This is a genomic window from Collinsella aerofaciens ATCC 25986, assembly GCF_964239575.1.
Lineage (GTDB): Bacteria > Actinomycetota > Coriobacteriia > Coriobacteriales > Coriobacteriaceae > Collinsella > Collinsella aerofaciens_BQ.
Window position 1 is genome coordinate 47,864 of record NZ_CAXSQQ010000003.1, and the last position, 20,677, is coordinate 68,540.

The window sequence follows — 20,677 nt, forward strand, 5'->3', positions numbered from 1 at the left end:
ACCTGCGGCCCCGCCGAGAATAGCAAAAGGGCGACCCCCTTAGGAGTCGCCCTTGTTGAGCTGCTTATGTACGGCTGTTACTCGGCGTCGTGGTGACGGCGAGGCTTTCGGCCTCCGTTGTCGCCGGGACGGCGCGGACGGTCGCTGCGCTCAGAGCGCTCGCGACGCGGACGCTCACGGCGCTGGAAGTGCTCGCCGTCGCCCTCGGAGGCACCCTCGGCACGAGCCGGGGCCTCGGGCTTATCAAGACGATCGAGCGAGATCTTGCCGCGATCGTCGACCTCGATGACGACGACCTTGACCTCGTCGCCCACGTTGAGGACGTCCTCGACCTTCTCCACGCGGCCCTTGGCGACGCGGGAGATGTGCAGCAGGCCGTCCTTACCGGGCAGCAGGTTCACGAAGGCGCCGAAGGGCTGGATGGAGACCACTCGACCGGTGTACTCCTCGCCCGGCTCGGGAACCTTAATGATGAGCTTGATGCGCTCGACAGCCTGATCGACGGACTCGCCGGTGCCGCCGACAAAGACGGTGCCGTCCTCCTGGATGTCGACCGAAGCGCCGGTCTCATCCTGGATACCACGGATGACCTTACCGCCGGGACCGATGACGTCGCGGATCTTGTCGGTCGGAACCTGGATGGAGACGATACGCGGAGCTGTGCTGCGTGTGGTGTGGCGCGGCTCGGGGATCACATCGAGCATCTTCTGCAGAATGAAGGCACGACCCTCCTTGGCCTGCTGCAGGGCGCGGGCCAGGATGTCGAAGGTGAGGCCAGTGGCCTTGTTGTCCATCTGCAGGGCGGTGATGCCCTCGGTGGTTCCGGTGACCTTAAAGTCCATGTCGCCCAGGAAGTCCTCGAGACCCTGGATGTCGGACAGGACCACGGTCTTGCCCTCCTCCTGGATCAGGCCCATGGCGATACCGGAGACCGGGCGCTTAATGGGCACGCCGCCGTCCATAAGGGCGAGCGTGGAGCCGCAGGTCGAAGCCATCGAAGAGGAGCCGTTGGACTCCATGACCTCGGAGACGACGCGGATGGCGTAGGGGAACTCGTTCTCGTCGGGAAGCACCGGAAGCAGAGCGCGCTCTGCCAGGTTGCCGTGACCGATCTCGCGGCGCTTGGGGCTGCCCATGCGGCCGGTCTCGCCGGTGCAGAACGGCGGGAAGTTGTAGTGGTGCATGTAGCGCTTGCCCTCGGTGGGCTCGATGGTGTCCAAGCGCTGGCCCTCGTTGAGCATGCCGAGCGAAAGAACCGAGAGCACCTGGGTCTGGCCGCGCTGGAACAGGCCGGAGCCGTGAACGAGCGGCAGGTAGTTGTCCTTCACCATGATGGGACGGATCTCATCGGCGGCACGACCGTCGACGCGCTCACCGGTCTCGACGACCATGGTGCGCATGGCCTTCTTCTCGAGCTTCTTGAGCGCCACGGGGATCTCGCGCTCCCAAGCGGCCTGCTCCTCCTCGGTGAACTCGGCACGGATGGACTCCTTCAGAGCCTCGACCTTGCCGATACGGGAGAGCTTGTCGGCGTCACGAAGGGCGGCTGCCATCTCGTCGTAGTGGGCGAAGATGCGCTCCTGGACCTCCTCGACGGGCTGGTCGAGCGGGTACTCCTTCTTGACGATGGGGCCGTTAACCTGCTCCCACTCGGCGACGAACTCGTCCTGAGCCTGGCAGAAAGCGGCAAGGGCCTCCTGGCCAAACTTCATGGCGGCGAGCATGTCGTCCTCGGAGATCTCCTCGGCGCCGGCCTCGACCATCGAGATGAAGTCGGCAGAGCCGCCCAGCTCCAGGTCCAGATCGGAGTTCTCGCGCTCCTCGTAGGTGGGGTTGACGATAAACTCGCCGGTCTCCACGTTGCGGCCGATGCGCACGCAGGCAAGCGGGCCCTCGAAGGGCACGCCGCCGAGCGTCATGGCCAGGGAAGCACCCATGACGTTGATGACGTCGAAGGGATTGACCTGGTCGGCGACAAGCGAGGTAGCGACGATGTGCACCTCGTTGCGGAAGCCGTCCGGGAAGCTCGGGCGAATCGGACGGTCGATCATGCGCGCGGTGAGCGTGGCCTTCTCGCTGGGCCGGCCCTCACGCTTGAGGTAGCCACCCGGGATGCGGCCGGCGGCGTACATCTTCTCGTTGAAGTCGACGGTCAGCGGGAAGAAGTCGTAGTTCTTACGCTCCTTGGAGACGACCACGGTGTCGAGCATCGTGGTGTCACCCTGCTTGACCAGGCAGGCGCCGGTGGCCTGCTTGGCAAGCTCGCCCGACTCAAAGGTGTAGGTCTTGCCGTACAGCTCAAAGGTCTTGGATACGAGTGTCATTGTTCTCCTTTACCCCGCAGACCCCTTGCCTGCGGGCTTCTCATGTGACGCGGGCCCCCTGCCCCCGCCACGCTTCAGAGCGTGATTGTTCGCGCCCTTACACAAAAAGAGCGCCCCGCTGCGCAGGACGCTCTTAGCATGTACAAATCCTACTGGATGTTGTCGCGGATGCCCAGAGCCTTGATGAGCTCACGGTACTCGACGATGTCGTTCTTCTTGATGTAGGAGAGAAGACGACGACGACGGCCGACGAGCATGAGCAGGCCACGACGGGTGTGGAAGTCCTTCTGGTGGGACTTCATGTGCTCGGTCAGCTCCTTGATGCGCTCGGACAGGATGGCGACCTGAACCTTGGGGTTGCCGGTGTCGACCGGAGTGTTACCGAACTGGGCAGTCAGCTCAGCCTTGCGCTCTTTGGAAACAGTCATTGTTTCACCTTTCGTTTTGCGTCGCTATCGGGCGACTCGATTCGCCTCGGACTGGGAAGCCGCCGGTGGAGCGAGCAACCAAGGTCGAGGTACCAACAGGCCGATATGTTACCACAAGCAGCCCGCGCCTGCGCATCATCACCGACCCAACATGAATTCCATCGCACGGAGGCGCTGATCGGTGTGCGTCGCAGCCCAAACATGCGAAAGCCCAAGCAAGAATGCCGCCGTATGCGGGTCGATTCGCTCGGCCATAAGCGCATCGAAGGTCATGGATATGAGGGCGCGCAGCCATGCGACCTCGCCGGTCGACACGAGCTCGGCACCCGGAACGCTCGACGCGCACGATCCGCACATGAGCCCGCCCGCCTGTGGTGAAAAATACGACAGCATGGGGTCTCCGCACAGCACGCAGGCCGAAAAATCTGGTCGATAGCCAACGTGCGACAGCAGCTTAAAGACATATGCCGCCACAAGTAGATCCATATGCGCCGTGTCGAGCCCGCTGCCCACCAGGGCAAGCGCTCGCTGCGTTATAGCAAAGGTAAACGGGTCCTCGGCGTCCTCGAACGAGCACACGCGCGCGACCTCGGCGATCGCGCTTGCGGCGCAGGTCGTCTCGTAATCGGGCGCAACGCCGAGCGGCGCCTCCATAAGCTCGGCCTGGGAAACCACGTCGAGTGACCGTCCATGTGCGAGCAGCATATCTACCGTACAGAACAGCTCGCAGCGCGCAGCCAGGCGTCCGCCGGGTTTGCGGGCGCCCTTTGCCACGGCACGAACCTGCCGCCCCCGCTCGTCAAGCATCGTCAAGATCAGGTCGGTCTCTTTGAGCTTCGTCTTGTCGAGGACGAGCACCTTGGTGCGATATGTCCGGGAGCCTGCCATGCGCGCCGCGCGTCCTTAGTCCTCGGCGTTGTAGCCAAAGCGGCGAATCTGGGCCTCGTCGTCGCGCCAGCCGGCCTTGACCTTCACGTCCAGCTCCAAAAAGACCTGCGTGCCAAAGATGCGCTCAAGATCGCGACGGGCGTCGATACCGATATGCTTGATCATCTCGCCGCCCTTACCGATGATGATGCCCTTTTGGCCCTCGCGCTCGACGTAAATGGTGGCGTGCACGCGCAGCACCTTCTTGGTCTGCTCAAGCGCATCACAGATCACGCCAACGGAGTGCGGGATCTCATCACGGGTGCGGCGCAAGACCTTCTCGCGCACAAACTCGGCAACGAGCGTCTCATCGGAAGCGTCGGTACCCATATCCTCGGGGAACCAACGCGGACCCTCGGGCAAAAAGTGCGCAACGGTCTCGATAAAGGCATCGACGTTGAAGTTCTTGACCGACGACGTCACGATCTCGTCGTCATATTCCATGAGCTCGTGGGCGGCCTTGAGCTGTTCCATAACCAGGGCGGGATCGGCCTCATCGGCCTTGGTGAGCACCAGGACCTTCTTGGAACGGGAGCATCTGACGCGCTCGGCAACCCAGGCGTCTCCCCTGCCGATCGGCTTGGTGGCATCAATCAAAAACGCGACGACATCGACATCGTTCAGCTCGAACAGCGCGCTCTTGTTGAGCTCGGACCCCAGGCCGTCCTTGGGTTTGTGGATACCCGGAGTATCGACAAAGACCAGCTGGTAGCCGGGACGGTTGACGACGGCGCGCATGCGGCGGCGAGTCGTCTGGGCCACCGGCGAGGTGATGGCGACCTTCTTGCCGTAACAGGCGTTGAGCAGCGTGGACTTGCCGGCATTAGGGCGACCGACCAGGGCCACAAAGCCGCTGCGGAAACCGGGTTCCACGTCACCAAAGCCCGCGAGGGTCTCGCCCTCGTCGCACAGGGCATCGAGTTCCTCGTCGCTCATACCCTCAAACGGGTCGAACTCCTCGACATCCTCGAGCTCCTCGGTATCCACCGCGTCCAGGGACTCGTCGTCCAAAATCTCATCGGCAGGCTGCATATTGTCGGACATGGGAATCCCTTTCTAAATAAAGCCGAGCGCGTGGGCAAATACCAGCAAGCCCACAATCACGGCGGTGATGGAAAGAACGTATACGGAGGCGGCGGCGATGTCCTTCGCACGCTTGGCCAGCGGATGGAGCTCCTGGGTCGCCAGGTCGACGATGGCCTCCATGGCGGTATTGCAAAGCTCGCCGTGGATCACCAGGCCGCAACAGATGATAATCGTGGCCCACTCGGCAATGTCGAGCCCCACGATGCAGCCTGCAATGACGGTGCACACGCCCGCCACGAGCATGACCTTAATGTTGCGCTCGGTCTTGACGGCGGTGACGAAGCCCTCCGTAGCGTAAGAAAACGACTTTAAGAAGGACGGATGGTCCTTGTTCGATCCGGGAATCATAGACGGCTCCTAGTCGTGGGCGTGGTTGGTGATGGGGCCGACGTGGACTAGCTTGGGGTCCTCGCCGCGCTCGAGCGCCAGATCGCGCAGGATGGCGTCCTCGCGGGCCTCCATGACCTCGGCCTCGTCGTCCTCGATGTGGTCATAGCCCAGCAGGTGCAGCATGCCGTGAACGAGCATCAGACGACACTCGTCAGCGGGGCTATTGCCAAAACCAGGGGCCTGACGGGAAATAACCTGCGGGGCCAAGATGATATCGCCGAGCTCGAGCGTCTCATCGGCGGGAATGTCATCGTCGAAGGCCGAATCGCACTCAAACGAAAGCACATCGGTGGTGCGGTCGATACCGCGCCACTCGTGGTTGAGCTCGTGCATCTCGTCCTCGTCGACATACGAAAGGGAAATCTCGACTCCACGTTCAACGCCCTCGGCGGCAAGCACAACCTCGCAGATGTGCTCCACCTCCTGCGCGTCGAGCAGCGTATCGAGCTCGGCATCGTTGCTGATCAATACACTCAACGGGACTCCTTTCGGTCGCGCGAGCGCTGCTCACGCACGTCATCATAAGCATCGTATGCCTCGACGATACGACCCACCAGGGCATGGCGCACCACGTCGGCGCGCTCCAGGTGTGCAAACGCCACATCGTCGACACGGCCCAAAATCTTCTCGACATCCGCCAAGCCGCCACGACGACCCACCAGGTCGCGCTGGCTGAGGTCGCCGGTAATCACGAACTTGGAGTTGAATCCAAGGCGTGTCAGGAACATCTTCATCTGCTCGGGCGTGGTATTTTGCGCCTCGTCGAGCACCACGAAGGCATCGCTCAGCGTACGACCGCGCATATAGGCAAGCGGGGCGATCTCGATCACGCCGCGCTCCATAAGCTCATCGGTGCGCTCGCGATCCATCATGTCAAAAAGGGCGTCGTAGAGCGGACGCATGTACGGATCGATCTTTTCCTCGAGGGTGCCAGGCAAAAAGCCCAGGTTCTCCCCCGCCTCGACAACAGGACGCGTCAAGATCAAACGGCCCACCTCATGGCGTTTGAGCGCGGCAACGGCGAGCGCCATGGCCAGATAGGTCTTACCGGTACCGGCAGGACCCAAGCCAAAGGTGATGGTATGCGAGCGAATGGCATCCACATAGCGCTTTTGCCCGAGCGTCTTGGGGCGAATGACGCGACCGCGATACGAAAGCAGCACGTCATCGCGAAGCGACGTAGCCTCGTGCTCACCATCGCGCAAGACGGCCAGGCAGCGAGAGACATCGTCGGCAGACAGGGTACGACCGGCCGCCGCCTCGCGAAAAGCATGTTCGAAAAAGCGAGCCACGAGTTCGACCTCGTCCGGGTCACCGCTCACGGCGATGCTATCGCCACGGGCGACCACATGGGCGCGAACCAAGCTCTCGAGTGCACGAAGGACGCCGTCGCCGGCGCCCAAAACGCACGAGGAATCAATTCCCTCGGGAACGGTAAGTCTAATCTTCGAGGCTTCCATGGACCTCCCTGCGCGCATGGACCAAGCCGGAATCATCGACTCCGATGATAGCAACATCGAGCAGGCACGGGGCTGTAAGTCCACAGGTATCGTCAAGACGGGCATGATGGAACGAACCGAGCGTCAGGCTGTCACCATACTCGAGCACGGCACGCTCGACAGTGCCCACGCGACGACGAGCATCGGCAATAGCGAGCTCCTGCGCCGTGTCTCGCATACGACGGCTGCGCTCGGCCATAACCTCGGGCGGCACCTGGTCGGGCATGTCGGCAGCAAGGGTACCGGGACGCTTGCTATAGCGGAACACGTGCATACGCGAGAAACCCACACGGCGGCACAGCGCCAGCGACTCCTCGAACTCCTCGTCCGTCTCACCAGGAAAACCGACGATGACATCGCACGAAAGAGACGCCTGGGGCAAGTTGGCGCGAATCATACGCACCGTGTCCTCAAAGGCATCCGCACTATAGGGCCGACCCATGCGATGCAGGGTCGCCGTACAGCCGGACTGCACGGGCAGGTGCAAAAACGGGGCGATACGCTGCGGATAGCGCGCCATAACCTTAAGCAGGCGCTCAGAGATATCCATGGGCTCGACCGAGGAAATGCGCACATGCGCAATAGACGTGCGCTCCATGATGGCCTCGAGCAGCTCATCGATTTCGACATGCTCGTCGGTCGCGCTCTTGCCATCGTAGGCACCCAGGTTTACACCGGTCAGCACCACCTCGGGCACGCCGGCCTCCTGGGCCTCGCGAACTTGCTCAAGCACGGACTCGACGGGCACGGAGCGCTCGGGGCCGCGCGCCTTCCACACAATGCAATAGGTGCAGCGATGGTTGCAGCCGTCCTGGATCTTCACGCCCAGGCGAGAGCGACCGAGCGCATCGACCACCTCGCCATCGCTGCAGGCGGGAACGCTATCGGACTCAACGCCCAGCACATCGCAGACACGTTCGGCGACATCGATCTTAGACGGCTCGGCAATCACGCGATCCGAAAGCTCCAACAGCTCCTCGGGATGCAAATTGACCACGCATCCGGTCACGACCACATAAGGCTCGTTTGGATGGGCCAGCGCATGACGGACGGCCTTACGGGTCTTGGCCTCGGCCTCGCCCGTAACGGCACAGGTGTTAATGACGATCAGATCGGCATCCTGGGGCTCCACCATAGCAAAGCCCAGGCGCATAAGATCGGCAGTGATACGGTCAGACTCAACCCGGTTGACACGGCAGCCGAGGTTGACGACGGAAATATGGGGTGCGAGCACGCGGGCTCCTTAATCGAGGATATCGTCGAGGGCACTCTTGATACGGTCGGTCACCGACTTCTTACCAGAAGCGACGTCATCGCCCATCTCATCGGCAAAAGCACGGAGCAGCTCGCGTTGCTTATTGGAAAGATTGGTGGGAACGACCACGCGCAGTTGCACAATCAGGCGGCCACGCGAACCGCCACCGCCAATGCGCGGCATGCCGTAATTATTGACGCTCACGGTGTCGCCGTACTGGGCGCCGGCGGGAACCGTCACCTTAACGACCTCGTCGGGCATAATGCCCTCGACCTCGATCTCGCAGCCGAGCGCAGCCTGCGCAATCGAGATATCACTCACCAGGTACAGGTCGTCACCGTTGCGCTTAAAGCGCTCATGGTCGGCAACGCGCACGTTGACAATCAGGTCGCCCGAAGGCTCGCCGCGAAGGCCGGCCTCGCCAAAGCCGCTCACACGCAGCTGGCGACCGGTCGAAACGCCGGCGGGAATATCGATGTCAATCTTTTCATGCGAAGGCGTGCGGCCCTGACCGTCGCAGGTCTCGCAGGGATGGTCGATAACCGTGCCCTCGCCATGGCAGTCAGGGCAAGGCGAGGAAGACTGAACCTGGCCCAGGAACGAACGCTGAACCGTCGTGACGTAGCCCGTACCGTGGCAGCGGCCGCACTGCTTTTCCTGTGCGCCCTCTGCCCTACCGGTGCCATTGCAGTCCTCGCAAGGAGCAAGGCGGTCATAGCTGATTGTCTTTTTGCAGCCGAGTGCCGCCTCCTCGAGCGTCACCGAAAGGGAGATGGCCATATCGCGACCCCGGCGGCGCTCGCGACGGCTGCGGGCGCCACCGCCGGCACCGCCGCCAAAGAACGACGAGAACAAGTCGTCCATGCCCATGCCACCAAAGATATCGTTGATATCGACGTAGCCTGAACCACCAGGGCCGTCGACAGTGCCGTAACGGTCGTAGTTAGCACGCTTCTGCTCATCGGAAAGAACGGAATACGCCTCGTTAAGCTCCTTGAACTTGGCCTCGGCCTCGGGGTCGTCCGAAACGTCCGGGTGTACGGTACGGGCCTTCTTTAGAAACGCGCGCTTAATCGTCCGCGCGTCGGCATCCCTGTCGACGCCAAGTACCTCGTAGTAATCCCTATTTTCCGACACGACCGAATCCTTCCGACTTTCATTATTGTCACAGTGCGTCCTATACCCAAGCAGGGCCGGCCGCAAACAGAGGGTTTGATGTTATTGCATTTGGTACGGCGAAAGCATGGCCCGTTGCGAGCAGCTCGCGAACCAAACCGACACGAGCGCGAACATGAAGCCGTTGGCAAAACCGTTGGCAAACTGCATCGCACCGCGCTTCCACCACAGCAAGCTGCGATGAAGCACGCCGTCCGAAAGCACCATGAACAGGCCCATGGCAAACGGAATAAAGCACATCACGGCAAAGGCAGAGAACACGCCCGAGATGGCCGAGAGTACCAAAAACGGCGCCACGATGCCCATCAGGTAAAAACCGGTACGGGCCTTGCCTTCCAAGCGCTCGGCCTCAACATGGGCGCGACCGACCAGATCACCGCCAGAGGCGCCGTTGGTGCCGGCGTGACCCATGCCGCCAATACGGACCTCGTCGCCATCGTGCGTGCCGGCGGGAAACTCAATCGTCTGCTCGGAGGTCACACGGGTCCGCCCGCTGCCGCCGCAATCGGGACAGGGGTCGGCGACGACCTTACCGGAGCCACCGCACTCAGGGCAGACCGACTGGAACGTGCCGGCACCAAACAGAAAGGACAGGTCGACATCGATGTGACCGCGACCGCCGCAGCTCGGACAGGTATGTGCATGCTCGGACGAAACAGAGCCCGAACCACCGCAGTGACCACAGGTATCGAAGCGCGTATAGCGGACGGTCTTACGGGCACCGCCCTTGGCCTCCTTGGCGTCGAGTTTGATATCGACGACCACATTGGCGCCGTTCTCGGGATTGTAAGCAGCCTGCCCACGACGCTGCTGGCCCCAAGCGCCGCCAAAGGGAAAACCGCCCTCAAAGGGATTGCCATAGCCTGTGTTGCCGGCGTAGCCGCCACCATAGGGCGAAGCCGTAGGAGCACCGGCAAAGGGATTGCCCGAGCGCATGGCGTCGTAGCGCGCACGTTTTTGCTCATCCGAAAGCACGGCGTAGGCCTCGGAAACCTCTTTAAACTTTTCCTCGGCATCCGGCTCTTTGTTGACGTCCGGATGGAGCTTGCGGGCCTTTTGCTGAAAGGCCTTTTGAATATCACGCGAGGTGGCGTCCTTGGAGACACCCAGAATCTCGTAGTAATCTTTTTCGTTCATCGTCGCCATGCGCGGCAACCTCCTGCTCACAGCAGCGTATATATTCCGGTAATTCTACCCGAGCGGCCTAAGCTAGATCCCAAAACAGCTCGAACAGAACATTTCCATCGAGCCAGCCCAAGTGCGTCGGCGCCAGACGAGCTCGAACATAGCCCGCGACGACATCTGCCGAAGTGAAAGGTCCCTCATGGACCCCGAGCGTCTCGGGCACCCAAGTGGCAAGACCCAATTCGAGCGCGCGATCGCAGGCAGCTGCCAGCTCATCGGCCGGGATGACGCAAGCTGCACGAACCAACAGGTCGGACGCAACACCGCCCGTCATGCGACAAGACAGCATCAGGTCTTCAGCCGCAGCCTCACGCTGCGACAGATATTCGGCCTCAAACGCCGTCGCGTCATCGTCACGTTGCACCAGACGCACGCGGTACGAATCGCCTCGAGAAGACACGCCGGGGAACAAACCTGCAAGACGGTCGAAATCCTCGGCGTCGAGCATGCCCGCGGCGGAACGACCCAGGCCCAAATAGCCCTGGCCGGTCCAGTAGGCAATGTTATGGGCGCACTCATGTCCGTCGAGCGCATAGCTTGCCACCTCATACGGGTGATAGCCGGGCGCACCCAGACGCTCACGCGCCACATCCATGCACGAAGCTTGAAAATCCTCGTCGGGCTCGACCGACTCGTCGCGGCACGCCATGCGATAAAGGGGAGTCCCCTCCTCAAGCGTGAGCGGGTAGACCGACACATGATGCGGAGCCGCCGCCAGCACGCCATCGAGCGTGCGCTTCCAACTCGCTGCGGTCTGCCCGGGAAGTCCGCACATAAGGTCGCACGACACGTCAAGCCCAGAGTTCTTGACCGTCGCGATGGCGGCAAACGCCCGATCGGCATCGTGAATACGGCCGATGGCGGTAAGTTCGGTGTTATCGAGCGTTTGCACGCCCAGAGAGACGCGTGTGACACCAACCTTGGCAAGCGCAGTGGCAAGCTCGGCGGTCAGCGACTCGGGATTGGCCTCGCAGGTAAACTCAACGGGGGCGCACCACGCACGAATACGCCGCGCCAGCTCCACCAGGCGCTCCCCCGCCAGCGACGGCGTACCGCCGCCAACATAGACGGTGCGGATATGGTCAAGGGCCCCAGCCTTGCCAAAAGCATCGAGGCGCGCGAACAACTGCTCAAAATAGACATCGAGCGCAGCACTCAGGTCGCACGGAGAAAAACTGCGCGAGTCAAAGTCGCAGTACCGGCACTTTTGGGCGCAAAACGGCACGTGCACGTACAGCGCGGTAACGGCCACCCTTAAGCCTCCAGCGGATGAGGGGGCACCGATTCGCCGGCGGCAAGGGCAGCCTCGCAGGCCACCACATCGCGCTCGATATCATCGACCAGTGCCATAAACTCCTCGTACGTGGAGCAGCGCACCACCTGAGCGCGCCAGGCGGCGGCATGGGGCATGCCCTTTAGATACCAGCTCGCGTACGTACGGGCGCGTGACATAAGCGGCAGAAGCTCGTGCGTCAACGTCAGGTGCTCACGCAGAGCCTCCAGGCGCTCGACCGAGGAGCGAGAAGGAACCGGCGTGCCATCGAGCGCAAGGGCGCGAGCATCACCGAACACCCACGGATTGCCGTAGATGCCGCGCGCGATAAACACCGCGCTGGCACCCGAGCCTTGCAGATGCTCAGCAGCGTCCTCGGCCGAGAACACATCACCCGAACCAATCACGGGAATCTCGACAGCGTCGGCAACCTCATCGACGACAGACCAATCGGCCTGGCCCGTATAGAGCTGCGTGGCACAACGACCGTGCACGGCGACTGCGGCGGCACCGGCGCCTTCGAGCATCTGGGCAAACGTCGCGGCATTACGGTCCTCGGCATAAAAGCCCTTGCGGATCTTTACAGTCACGGGCACATGTGCCGCGCCCACCGCCGCCTCGACGATCTTCTCGGCCAGATCGGGCGTGCGCATAAGCGCCGAGCCCTCGCCCTTGGTAACGACCTTGCGCGCCGGACAAGCCATGTTGATATCAATCAATGACAGGCGATCGCCCACGCGTTCCTCGACAGCAGCGACGGCACTCGCAAACTGATCGGGCTTGGAGCCAAAGAGCTGCACGCAAATCTGCTGCTCCTCGTCGGCCGGTAGCACCAGGCGCCAGGTCTTGTTGCTGGCATAGGCAAGGCCCGCCACGCTCACCATCTCGCTGTAGGCAAGGTTAGCACCGCGGCGACGACACATGATGCGGTAGGCAGGGTCGGTCACGCCCGCCATGGGAGCCATAAGGAACGGCTGCTCGGCATAGGCGCCCAGCAGCCGCTTGCTGTATTCAGAAAGCGCCATAGACCTACTCGTCCACCTTGAGGATCGCCATAAAGGCTTCCTGCGGGACCTCGACCGAGCCGATGGCCTTCATGCGTTTCTTGCCCTCTTTCTGCTTCTCGAGCAGCTTACGCTTACGCGAAATATCGCCGCCGTAGCACTTAGCAAGCACGTCCTTGCGACGCGCCTTGACGGTGGAGCGGGCGATGATCTTGTTGCCGATAGCACCCTGGATGGGCACCTCGAACAGCTGACGCGGGATGATCTCCTTAAGTTTGTCGCACAGACCACGGGCCAGGCCATAGGCCTTGTCCTTATGGACGATAAACGACAGCGCGTCCACCTCATCACCCGAAAGCAAGATATCGAGCTTCACAAGCTCGGAGGGACGGTACTCGTTGAACTCGTAGTCGAGCGAGGCATAGCCCTTGGTACGGCTCTTGAGCTGGTCAAAGAAGTCCAAAATGAGCTCGGCGAGCGGCATATCAAAGCGCATCTCGACCGACTTGCTCGTGAGATGGATCATGTCGGTCGTAACGCCGCGGTGCTCGATAGCGAGCTGCATGACGGCACCCGTATACTCGGGCGGGCAGATGATCTTTGCCTTGAGGTAGGGCTCCTCAATGCGCTCGATGCGCGTAGCCTCGGGCAGATCCTGCGGGCTGCGGACATCAATCATCTCGCCGTCAGTCTTGTAGACGTGATAGTCCACCGAGGGGCTCGTGGCAATGAGGTCAAGATTGAACTCGCGCTCCAAGCGCTCCTTGACGACCTCCATATGCAGCAGGCCCAAGAAGCCCACGCGGAAGCCAAAGCCGAGCGCCACCGAGGTCTCGGGCTCCCACACCAACGACGGGTCGTTGACGTGCAGCTTATCGAGCGCGTCACGCAGGTTCTCGTAGTCCTTGTTATCGATCGGGAACAGGCCCGTATAGACCATGGGCTTAGCCTCGCGGTAGCCGGGAAGCGGCTCGAGGCAGGGATTCGACGCCCACGTGAGGGTATCGCCCACGTGAACGACCTCGGGGTCCTTCAGGCCCGTGACCACGTATCCGACCTCGCCGACCGTCAGCGCGTCGACCGGGGTCTCGGCGGGACGCTTGACGCCCACACCATCGACCAAAAAGTCGCCCTTTGCCTGCATCATGCGCAGGGTATCGCCCTTTTTGATGGAGCCGTCAAAGATGCGCACCGTGGCGACGACGCCACGATACTCGTCGAAGTACGAATCCAGGATGAGTGCCTTGAGCGGCGCGTTCGCATCGCCCTTGGGCGGAGAGATCAAAAAGACAATGGACTCCAGCAGATCGTGGATGCCCTCGCCGGTCTTGCCCGAGACACACACGGCATCATCGGCAGGGATCGCCAGGTCATCCTCGATCTCGGTCTTAACCTCGTCGGGATGAGCCGAGGGCAGGTCAATCTTGTTGATGGCCGGCACAATGTCCAGATTGGCGTTCATGGCGAGCGTCGCGTTAGAGACGGTCTGCGCCTCAACGCCCTGCGTGGCGTCGACAACGAGCACCGCGCCCTCACAGGCTGCCAGCGAGCGCGAGACCTCATAGGTAAAGTCCACGTGGCCCGGCGTATCGATCAGATTGAACTGATACGTCTCGCCATCGTCGGCGTCATAGGACACGCGAACGGCATTGGACTTGATCGTGATGCCGCGCTCGCGCTCGATATCCATGGTGTCGAGCAGCTGCGACTCCATGTCGCGCTCGTCGACGGTATGGGTGAGCTCGAGAATGCGGTCACTGATCGTGGACTTGCCATGGTCGATGTGCGCAACAATCGAGAAGTTGCGGATGTGGGAAATGTCAATTGAAGTATTCATGCGGACTATCTTACCCGAGCGGTACAAAAAATGGAGTCTGTTCCATAAAACAGGCTCCATTTATGCGCGTAATCTGTGTGGTGTGAAATTTACAACTTAAGCGTTGATGCTGTTCACGAGCTTGGCAAGACCGGACTTGCGGTTGGAAGCCTGGTTCTTGTGGATAACATGCTTGGCGGCAGCCATGTCGAGACGCTTGGTGACGGTCTTGAGGGCAGCCTGGGCCTTCTCGGCGTCGCCCTCGGCGACGGCGGACTGGACGTGCTTGGTCAGCGTCTTGAGCTCGGACTTGACAGCCTTGTTACGCATGCGAGCTGCCTCATTGGTGCGGATACGCTTCTTCTGAGACTTGATGTTTGCCACTTCTGGAGTTCCTTTCGAGTTCCTTGCAAAAAAATGTATGACACCTCTGAGACACGGTGAGGTCATGCAAGCGCCTACTATAGCACGCTCCCCCTCAAAGGGATAGAACGAATTTGTCAAATAGGCAGGTATCATCACGATTTTCTCAAGATGTTCGTAATCCAGAGCAAAAGCGCGGTCTCAGAATCGGCCGAACCCTTGAGCGCGAGCTCCACATCAACGGCACCCTCGAGCGCTGCAACGAGCTCTGCCATCGAAAAGCGACGTGCCCAGGTCAGGTGATTCTTGACCTGCCAGGACTGGAGCTTGAGCGTTGCGGCCAGCTCACGACCCTGTCCGCGCGCATCGAGCGCCTTGGCAACGATAAGCTCGCGAATGCGGCCGCACAGCAATGTGTACGTCCACACGTAGCTCTTGGCGGGCATTAGATTGAAGAGCTCGAGCGAACGGCGCATGTCACGGGCCGAGACCGCATTGAGAAAGTCCCAGGGCTGGACTTCGGCCGTGCGCACAATCCAGCGCTCAACGTCGGCAAGCTCAATCTGGGGCGCCTCGACCATCTGGGCAAGCTTAGCCAAATCGTTATCGAGCATGCGAGTGTTTTCACCCGAACGCGAGACGAGTTCCTCGGCGGCCGCCGTCGAGATCGACTTGCCATGCTGCGTCGCCATCTGCTGAACGCGGCGCGGTAGCTCCCAGCGCTTGGTGCCGGAGCAATCGATCACGGCCTTCTTGTCGATCTTGGCGATCGCCTTATACAGGCGCGTGTTCTTGGCAAGCGAGTCGGCGATGATGAGGCAGACCGTTGTGGGGCTGGGACTTGCGAGGTACTCGACGAGCGGCTCCGAGACAGCCTTAGCGAGCTTTGAGCAGCCATCAAGGATTACCAGGCGAAACTCGCTGCCCATCGGAAAGGTGTTAAGCGATCCGATAATGGACTCGATATCGGGGTCTTTGGTCATATCGCGCTCGTCGAGGTTGAACTCGACCATACCCGACTTTTCCAGACGCGCTTTCATACGCGAGACGGCGTGATCGCGCTTGACTCCGTCGGTACCGACGATCAGATATGCCGGCAGCAGACCGGTTTCGGACATTGCGCTCCCCTCCCGCAGGCCTTCGTATTCGTTCCGTGCCATTCTAGCCCAGGGGCCCACCACACGCCAACGACGTCGTCACGGTCGCTGGCATCGCATCGCAAAGCCATTCGCAGTCGGCGTGATGGTGATATCGCCGTGTTCGATGGTGCACGCGAACACGCCGCCCGCTTCCTTAACGGCATCGATGCAGGCATCGGACGGATGGCCGTATCGATTCCCCTCGCCCGCGCTCGCGAGGGAAAGCTCGGGCTTCAGGACGTCCAGCAACTCACCATCAACTGAAACCTTAGAGCCGTGATGCCCAAGTTTAAGGACATCGATATCCCCCACCTCCTGCACGAATTCCCGTTCTTGGTCAAGCTCGGCATCACCGGTGAGGAGTATGCGCAGGCCCTTGCCTTCCTGAACATAAGAGAGCAACAGGACAAGCGAGTCCTCATTTCCCTCGCCATCCACGGACTCGACTGGCCACACCACGCGGGCGCAAAAAGAGCCGATGTCGACCGTATCCCCACGGCACACCTGCCGATACTCCACGCCAGGTCGGTTCAATACCTCGGCAGGAGCATCCTCCAACGCATCCGCCGCCACGGCAATCGTTCCGACCGAAAACTGTTCGAGCACGGCAGGCAGACCACCCCAGTGGTCCTCATCCCAATGCGTCACAAAGACGGCATCGATATGGTGCACGTTATTGCGAACCAACGCCGCCACCACGCGCTCGTCGAGCCCGCAGTCGACGAGCGCCACTGCGCCGCCCTGGCGAATAAGAATCGCATCGGCCTGGCCCACATCGAGTACCGTCACCGAAGGCGGAGCGAATCGATCCCAAAAGACGTACGGAATCGCAGCCAAGAGCACCAGACATGCAAGCCCCACCGCCATAGGGAGCGCACGGGGACGCGGCCACCAGACCAGCAGGGCCGCCAGCAAACACGGCACTAGGTAAATCCACACGCTATCGGGCGGCACGCTCACGGATGCACCCGGCACGGCGGCAAACAGCTGCTCGAAGAACAGCGCGCAACGGGCGGCAATCATGGGCACAACGAGCGCCCAAGCCCGCAACGGTCCCACGAGCGAAAAGGGAACCAGCACGATCGACACAGCAAGCAGTACGCTCACCACCGGACCAATGACCGCATTTGCCAACGGAGCAATGAGCGAGAACGTACCGAAGGCAGGAATGGTAATGGGGAGCGTCGCCAACTGCGAGCACAGTGTGACGGAAAGCATACTGGCAATGCCCGATGGCACACCCAGCTCACCCAAAGCGTAGGAGGCGTACGGGCAAAAGCACAGGATGGCAAAGACGCTGGCACATGAAAGCTGAAAGCCTATCTCGAACAGCACCGTCGGCCGCAGTAGCACAAAGATGGACATGGTTGCGAAGAGTGCCGATGCGCCGTGCCGGCGACGCCCCGCGCCGTTTACGACAAGCGTCGTGAACACCATGCAGCACGCGCGCACGGCCGAGGGAGACGCGCCCGTAAAAGCAGCGTAGCCCACAAGCGTTATCGCCAATATCGCCCGCTGAAGACCACGTGAGCACCGAGTCTTTTGCAATACACCCTCGATTACAAACCCCACGATAGCCAAATGGCTGCCCGAGACGGCGATTAGATGCGCCGTTCCCGTCACCGAAAACCAGTCGCCCGCCGGTTGGGCGTGCAGCTCGGCCGAACGACCGCAGACGACACCGGCTATGAACGCACGCGCCGGGTCGGTCGCAGGCGCGATGGACGCAAGCAGCCCATTTCGCAGCCGAAGCAGCGGCCCCGGAGAGCCCTCATCGACCGATAAAATCCGAACGGCTTTTACCTTGCATACCTCGCCTCGGAGCACACGCGATCGTCCATACGCATCGTTCTCAAAACGTGAAACGCGACCGATAACACGCATGTGCGCCCCGACCCTGAGCTCGCGGTCACACGATAGGCGAACCGTTGCCAAGTTCTTGCCGTCCGCGCGTGCCTCGCAGGTATAGGAATACACGTCGTCGTTTATGGATGGATCACCCTGCACGACAGACTCGAGGCTGCTTGCCGCTCGAGCGTCGAGCGCCTTCGAGGCGCTTAGCGCGCCCACAGCCCACCACGCCGAGACGACCGCTCCCGCCACGAGACCGACGGACGCGGCATACAGCCACCGCTTCCAAGGGGCAAGCCGCGCACAAGATTGAGCCAGCACAACGAATACCGCCGCCGCGACGGGAATGGCCCATAGCGGCCCGACCGCCGGCGCCTGCTCCCTCAGCAGCGCATCAGCGGTCACGTTGAGCACCAAGGCGCAGCTCATGCACATGCCGGCACACAGGGCCATCGTCCACGGCATCAGGGGCCGCGGAGGCATCACATGCTCGCGCTCGGTCGCACTCATACGCAGATGCAATCTTTGATTTTGGCAAGCTTCTTCTCGCCGATTCCCGACACACGCATCAGATCGTCAACCGAAGCAAAAGCACCGTTCTTTGTCCGCTCATCGATAATCGACTGGGCCATGGAGGGACCGATGCCCGAGAGCGTCTGTAGCTCTGCCGCGCTTGCCGTATTGATATTTACTAGGCCTGTTGCGCCACTCACACCCGATGATGCGGAAGCCCCACCAACAACACCGGCTTCCGCAATGGACGCCTGCTGCTCCCCTACCGTTGGAACGTGAATCTTCTGTCCATCGACGACCTTAGATGCCCGATTGAGCCCCGTAACGTCTGCCTCGGGCGCCAGCCCGCCGGCGGCATCAATCGCCTGAGCCACCCGCGCGCCATCCTTGAGGCGATATACACCGGGCGACACAACGGCGCCATCGACATCGACATAGACCTCTGCCGCGGCAGAAGCCTTAGTCGAAGAACCTTCGGATGTCTTTCCGCTCGAGGCATCACCGGATCCCGGCTCCACCAACGAGCCCGTACCGTCAGTGCGCTCAAACGACACACCACCGGCACCGCCGCCAAGGTTCGCCATCGCCAAGCCGCTCGCCATCGCAATGACGACCAGTATCGCCATCACCACTGCCTTATGACCGAGCAGCTTGTCCGCCAAGCGGTCCATCCGTTTGACCCGTTCGTGTTGTTCGCGCTGCGCCATAGCAAAACCTCCCAACACCATCGTGTCAGGAAAGGAGTTCCACAACAGCCACGCCCCAAAACCGGTTTTCTCGGTCAAACCAAAAGCTGACCAAAACCTTGCACAAATCTGTCCATTTATTCAGGCACACGTCAGCAAATGAACACTTAGCCGCAAAATGCCCAGATAGCAAAAGACCGACGATGCAAGCGTATCGTCGGTCTATGCACAAATTTACTCGTGATCTTGGTAAATCTCACGCGGAGCAAGCTCCGAATGTTTGCGTTTTAAGGTCTTAGGAGCCTTATACGTGTTGCTCTCGAAGTCGATGTACTCGGTCTGCTTGAGCAGGCGCTCAATCATCTCCTCGTGATCGAACAACTCCCACGCCTCATGCACGGCATCGAGTTTGGCGTGCGTCTCGGGGCGGCGCGGCATAAAGAGCGTGCAGCAGTCGGGAGCGGCCTCGGTCGAGATATCGAAGGTACCGATCTCTTCGGCACGCGCGATGATCTCCTGCTTGTCCGAACCGATGAGAGGACGGAACACGGGGATCTTCACGGCCTCGTTAACGGCCATGATATTCTCAAGCGTTTGGGAGGCAACCTGTCCAAGCGATTCGCCCGTCACGATAGCCTTGGCGCCCTCGATGTGTGCAATGCGCTCGGCAACCGAATACATAATGCGGCGATACATGATCACGCGCAGGTTGCTGGGACAGGTGACCGAAATCTCACGCTGGCAGTCGCCAAACGGCACCACGTACAGGCGGCCGATCTGGACACCCGGCTCAAGCGCACGGATGATGTCCTGCACCAAATACTCGCTCGTGTCGGGCGTCTGCGGACGACCGGAGAAATGTACCGGCACGCACACCGCGCCGCGACGCGCGAGCATCCAGGTCGCTACCGGAGAATCGATACCCGAAGAAAGCAGCGTCACGACCTTGCCGGCAGATCCCACCGGCAGACCGCCCACGCCGCGCTCGGAGCGCGCGTACACATAAACGCTACCCTGGACCACCAGTACGTGCACCATCGCATCGGGGTCGTGCATTTGAACCTTTTTATCGGGGAAGGCCTCACACAACACCTCGCCCACCTGACGGTTGATGTCAATCGAGGTGAGCTCATAGTCGGTATTGGAGCGCTTGGCGTGCACCTTAAACGAATCGAAGGAACCAAACTCGCGCAGCGCCTTCACGGCGGCGGCACAGTACTCCTGAGGGTCGCGATTGGTGTGATACGCCAAAGACACGCGAGCAACGCCGGGAACGGTGCGAATGACACGCGCCGCCTCGTCGGCCTGATGCTCGTTAAAGGTCACGAGGATATAACCGGAAATTCGAGACACGGCATTCACGGAAAAGGCGGCCAAGGCCGCCTTAATGTTATCCATGAGGATATGCTCAAAATGTGCGCGGTTCTTACCCTTCAGTCCAACCTCGTGATAGTGGACCAGGCAGACGCGAGCCGCCATTTAGGCTTCAGCAACCTTGTGGCCGAGCGCCTTCTCGTAACGGGCCTCGTCGTAAGAGATGTCGCCGTCGACAATCTCGTCCATAGCCATCGAAATGGTATCGGCACCGGAAAGCCCGATGGTGATGTCATCGACATCCTGGACGGCAAGCACGCGGTTGTGCTGGCCACGCAGCATGCTGTTAATATCGCAGGCGCGCTTGGAGGCAAGCGAAGCAAGCAGGAAGCGGTTGTGATCGGTCTTCTCCAGAAGATCGTCAATGCAAGGCTTTACAACGGACACG

Annotated in this window: 19 protein-coding genes; all 19 read right to left on the reverse strand. The window is 61.1% G+C overall.

What is annotated here, in order from left to right; translation table 11 throughout:
• Positions 1–77: 77 nt before the first annotated feature.
• A complete protein-coding gene (locus tag ACESUZ_RS02945) occupies positions 78–2,324 on the reverse strand; it encodes a polyribonucleotide nucleotidyltransferase (RefSeq protein WP_373198360.1) in 2,247 nt (748 codons plus the stop codon).
• A gap of 149 nt (positions 2,325–2,473) precedes the next feature.
• Complete coding sequence (gene rpsO, locus ACESUZ_RS02950) at positions 2,474–2,752, reverse strand: 30S ribosomal protein S15 (RefSeq protein WP_035138510.1); 279 nt, start codon at positions 2,750–2,752, stop codon at positions 2,474–2,476.
• Positions 2,753–2,890: 138 nt separating this feature from the next.
• Positions 2,891–3,640: a DNA repair protein RecO gene (recO, locus tag ACESUZ_RS02955; protein ID WP_373198363.1), complete on the reverse strand. Its 750-nt coding sequence runs from the start codon at positions 3,638–3,640 to the stop codon at positions 2,891–2,893.
• A gap of 15 nt (positions 3,641–3,655) precedes the next feature.
• Entirely contained in the window at positions 3,656–4,723 is a 1,068-nt protein-coding gene (gene era / locus ACESUZ_RS02960; RefSeq protein WP_373198365.1) for a GTPase Era, read from the reverse strand.
• Between the two features lie 12 nt (positions 4,724–4,735).
• Positions 4,736–5,113 (reverse strand): diacylglycerol kinase family protein, encoded by a 378-nt coding sequence (locus ACESUZ_RS02965; protein ID WP_055309897.1) that lies wholly within the window; start codon positions 5,111–5,113, stop codon positions 4,736–4,738.
• A gap of 9 nt (positions 5,114–5,122) precedes the next feature.
• Positions 5,123–5,632 carry an rRNA maturation RNase YbeY gene (gene ybeY, locus ACESUZ_RS02970; RefSeq protein ID WP_373198368.1) on the reverse strand — a complete coding sequence of 170 codons (510 nt, stop codon included), beginning with the start codon at positions 5,630–5,632 and terminating at the stop codon, positions 5,123–5,125.
• On the reverse strand, positions 5,629–6,615 hold the full coding sequence (locus tag ACESUZ_RS02975; protein WP_195644940.1) for a PhoH family protein: 987 nt from the start codon (positions 6,613–6,615) through the stop codon (positions 5,629–5,631). The genes ybeY and ACESUZ_RS02975 overlap by 4 nt, the downstream gene beginning before the upstream one ends.
• Positions 6,596–7,888, reverse strand: a complete 1,293-nt coding sequence (locus tag ACESUZ_RS02980; protein WP_373198369.1) for a MiaB/RimO family radical SAM methylthiotransferase — start codon at positions 7,886–7,888, stop codon at positions 6,596–6,598. Before ACESUZ_RS02980 ends, ACESUZ_RS02975 begins: the two co-directional genes overlap by 20 nt.
• 9 nt (positions 7,889–7,897) lie before the next feature.
• Positions 7,898–9,046 carry a molecular chaperone DnaJ gene (gene dnaJ / locus ACESUZ_RS02985; protein WP_373198371.1) on the reverse strand — a complete coding sequence of 383 codons (1,149 nt, stop codon included), beginning with the start codon at positions 9,044–9,046 and terminating at the stop codon, positions 7,898–7,900.
• Positions 9,047–9,127: 81 nt separating this feature from the next.
• Complete coding sequence (locus tag ACESUZ_RS02990) at positions 9,128–10,231, reverse strand: DnaJ domain-containing protein (RefSeq protein ID WP_172676294.1); 1,104 nt, start codon at positions 10,229–10,231, stop codon at positions 9,128–9,130.
• A gap of 58 nt (positions 10,232–10,289) precedes the next feature.
• Positions 10,290–11,522 (reverse strand): radical SAM family heme chaperone HemW, encoded by a 1,233-nt coding sequence (gene hemW, locus ACESUZ_RS02995; protein ID WP_373198374.1) that lies wholly within the window; start codon positions 11,520–11,522, stop codon positions 10,290–10,292.
• Between the two features lie 2 nt (positions 11,523–11,524).
• Entirely contained in the window at positions 11,525–12,568 is a 1,044-nt protein-coding gene (gene dusB / locus ACESUZ_RS03000) for a tRNA dihydrouridine synthase DusB (RefSeq protein ID WP_055285151.1), read from the reverse strand.
• A gap of 4 nt (positions 12,569–12,572) precedes the next feature.
• Complete coding sequence (gene lepA / locus ACESUZ_RS03005) at positions 12,573–14,384, reverse strand: translation elongation factor 4 (RefSeq protein WP_373198376.1); 1,812 nt, start codon at positions 14,382–14,384, stop codon at positions 12,573–12,575.
• A 96-nt stretch (positions 14,385–14,480) separates the two neighbouring features.
• Positions 14,481–14,747, reverse strand: a complete 267-nt coding sequence (gene rpsT / locus ACESUZ_RS03010) for a 30S ribosomal protein S20 (RefSeq protein WP_022094714.1) — start codon at positions 14,745–14,747, stop codon at positions 14,481–14,483.
• 134 nt (positions 14,748–14,881) lie between these two features.
• Positions 14,882–15,844: a DNA polymerase III subunit delta gene (gene holA / locus ACESUZ_RS03015; protein ID WP_138374181.1), complete on the reverse strand. Its 963-nt coding sequence runs from the start codon at positions 15,842–15,844 to the stop codon at positions 14,882–14,884.
• Between the two features lie 78 nt (positions 15,845–15,922).
• Entirely contained in the window at positions 15,923–18,226 is a 2,304-nt protein-coding gene (locus ACESUZ_RS03020; RefSeq protein WP_373198379.1) for a DNA internalization-related competence protein ComEC/Rec2, read from the reverse strand.
• Positions 18,223–18,936: a ComEA family DNA-binding protein gene (locus ACESUZ_RS03025; protein WP_195520386.1), complete on the reverse strand. Its 714-nt coding sequence runs from the start codon at positions 18,934–18,936 to the stop codon at positions 18,223–18,225. Before ACESUZ_RS03025 ends, ACESUZ_RS03020 begins: the two co-directional genes overlap by 4 nt.
• A 213-nt stretch (positions 18,937–19,149) precedes the next feature.
• Complete coding sequence (gene thiI, locus ACESUZ_RS03030; RefSeq protein WP_006235944.1) at positions 19,150–20,394, reverse strand: tRNA uracil 4-sulfurtransferase ThiI; 1,245 nt, start codon at positions 20,392–20,394, stop codon at positions 19,150–19,152.
• Positions 20,395–20,676 (reverse strand): DNA-directed RNA polymerase subunit omega, encoded by a 282-nt coding sequence (locus ACESUZ_RS03035; protein ID WP_035138532.1) that lies wholly within the window; start codon positions 20,674–20,676, stop codon positions 20,395–20,397. It abuts the gene before it with no gap.
• Between the last annotated feature and the right edge of the window lies 1 nt (position 20,677).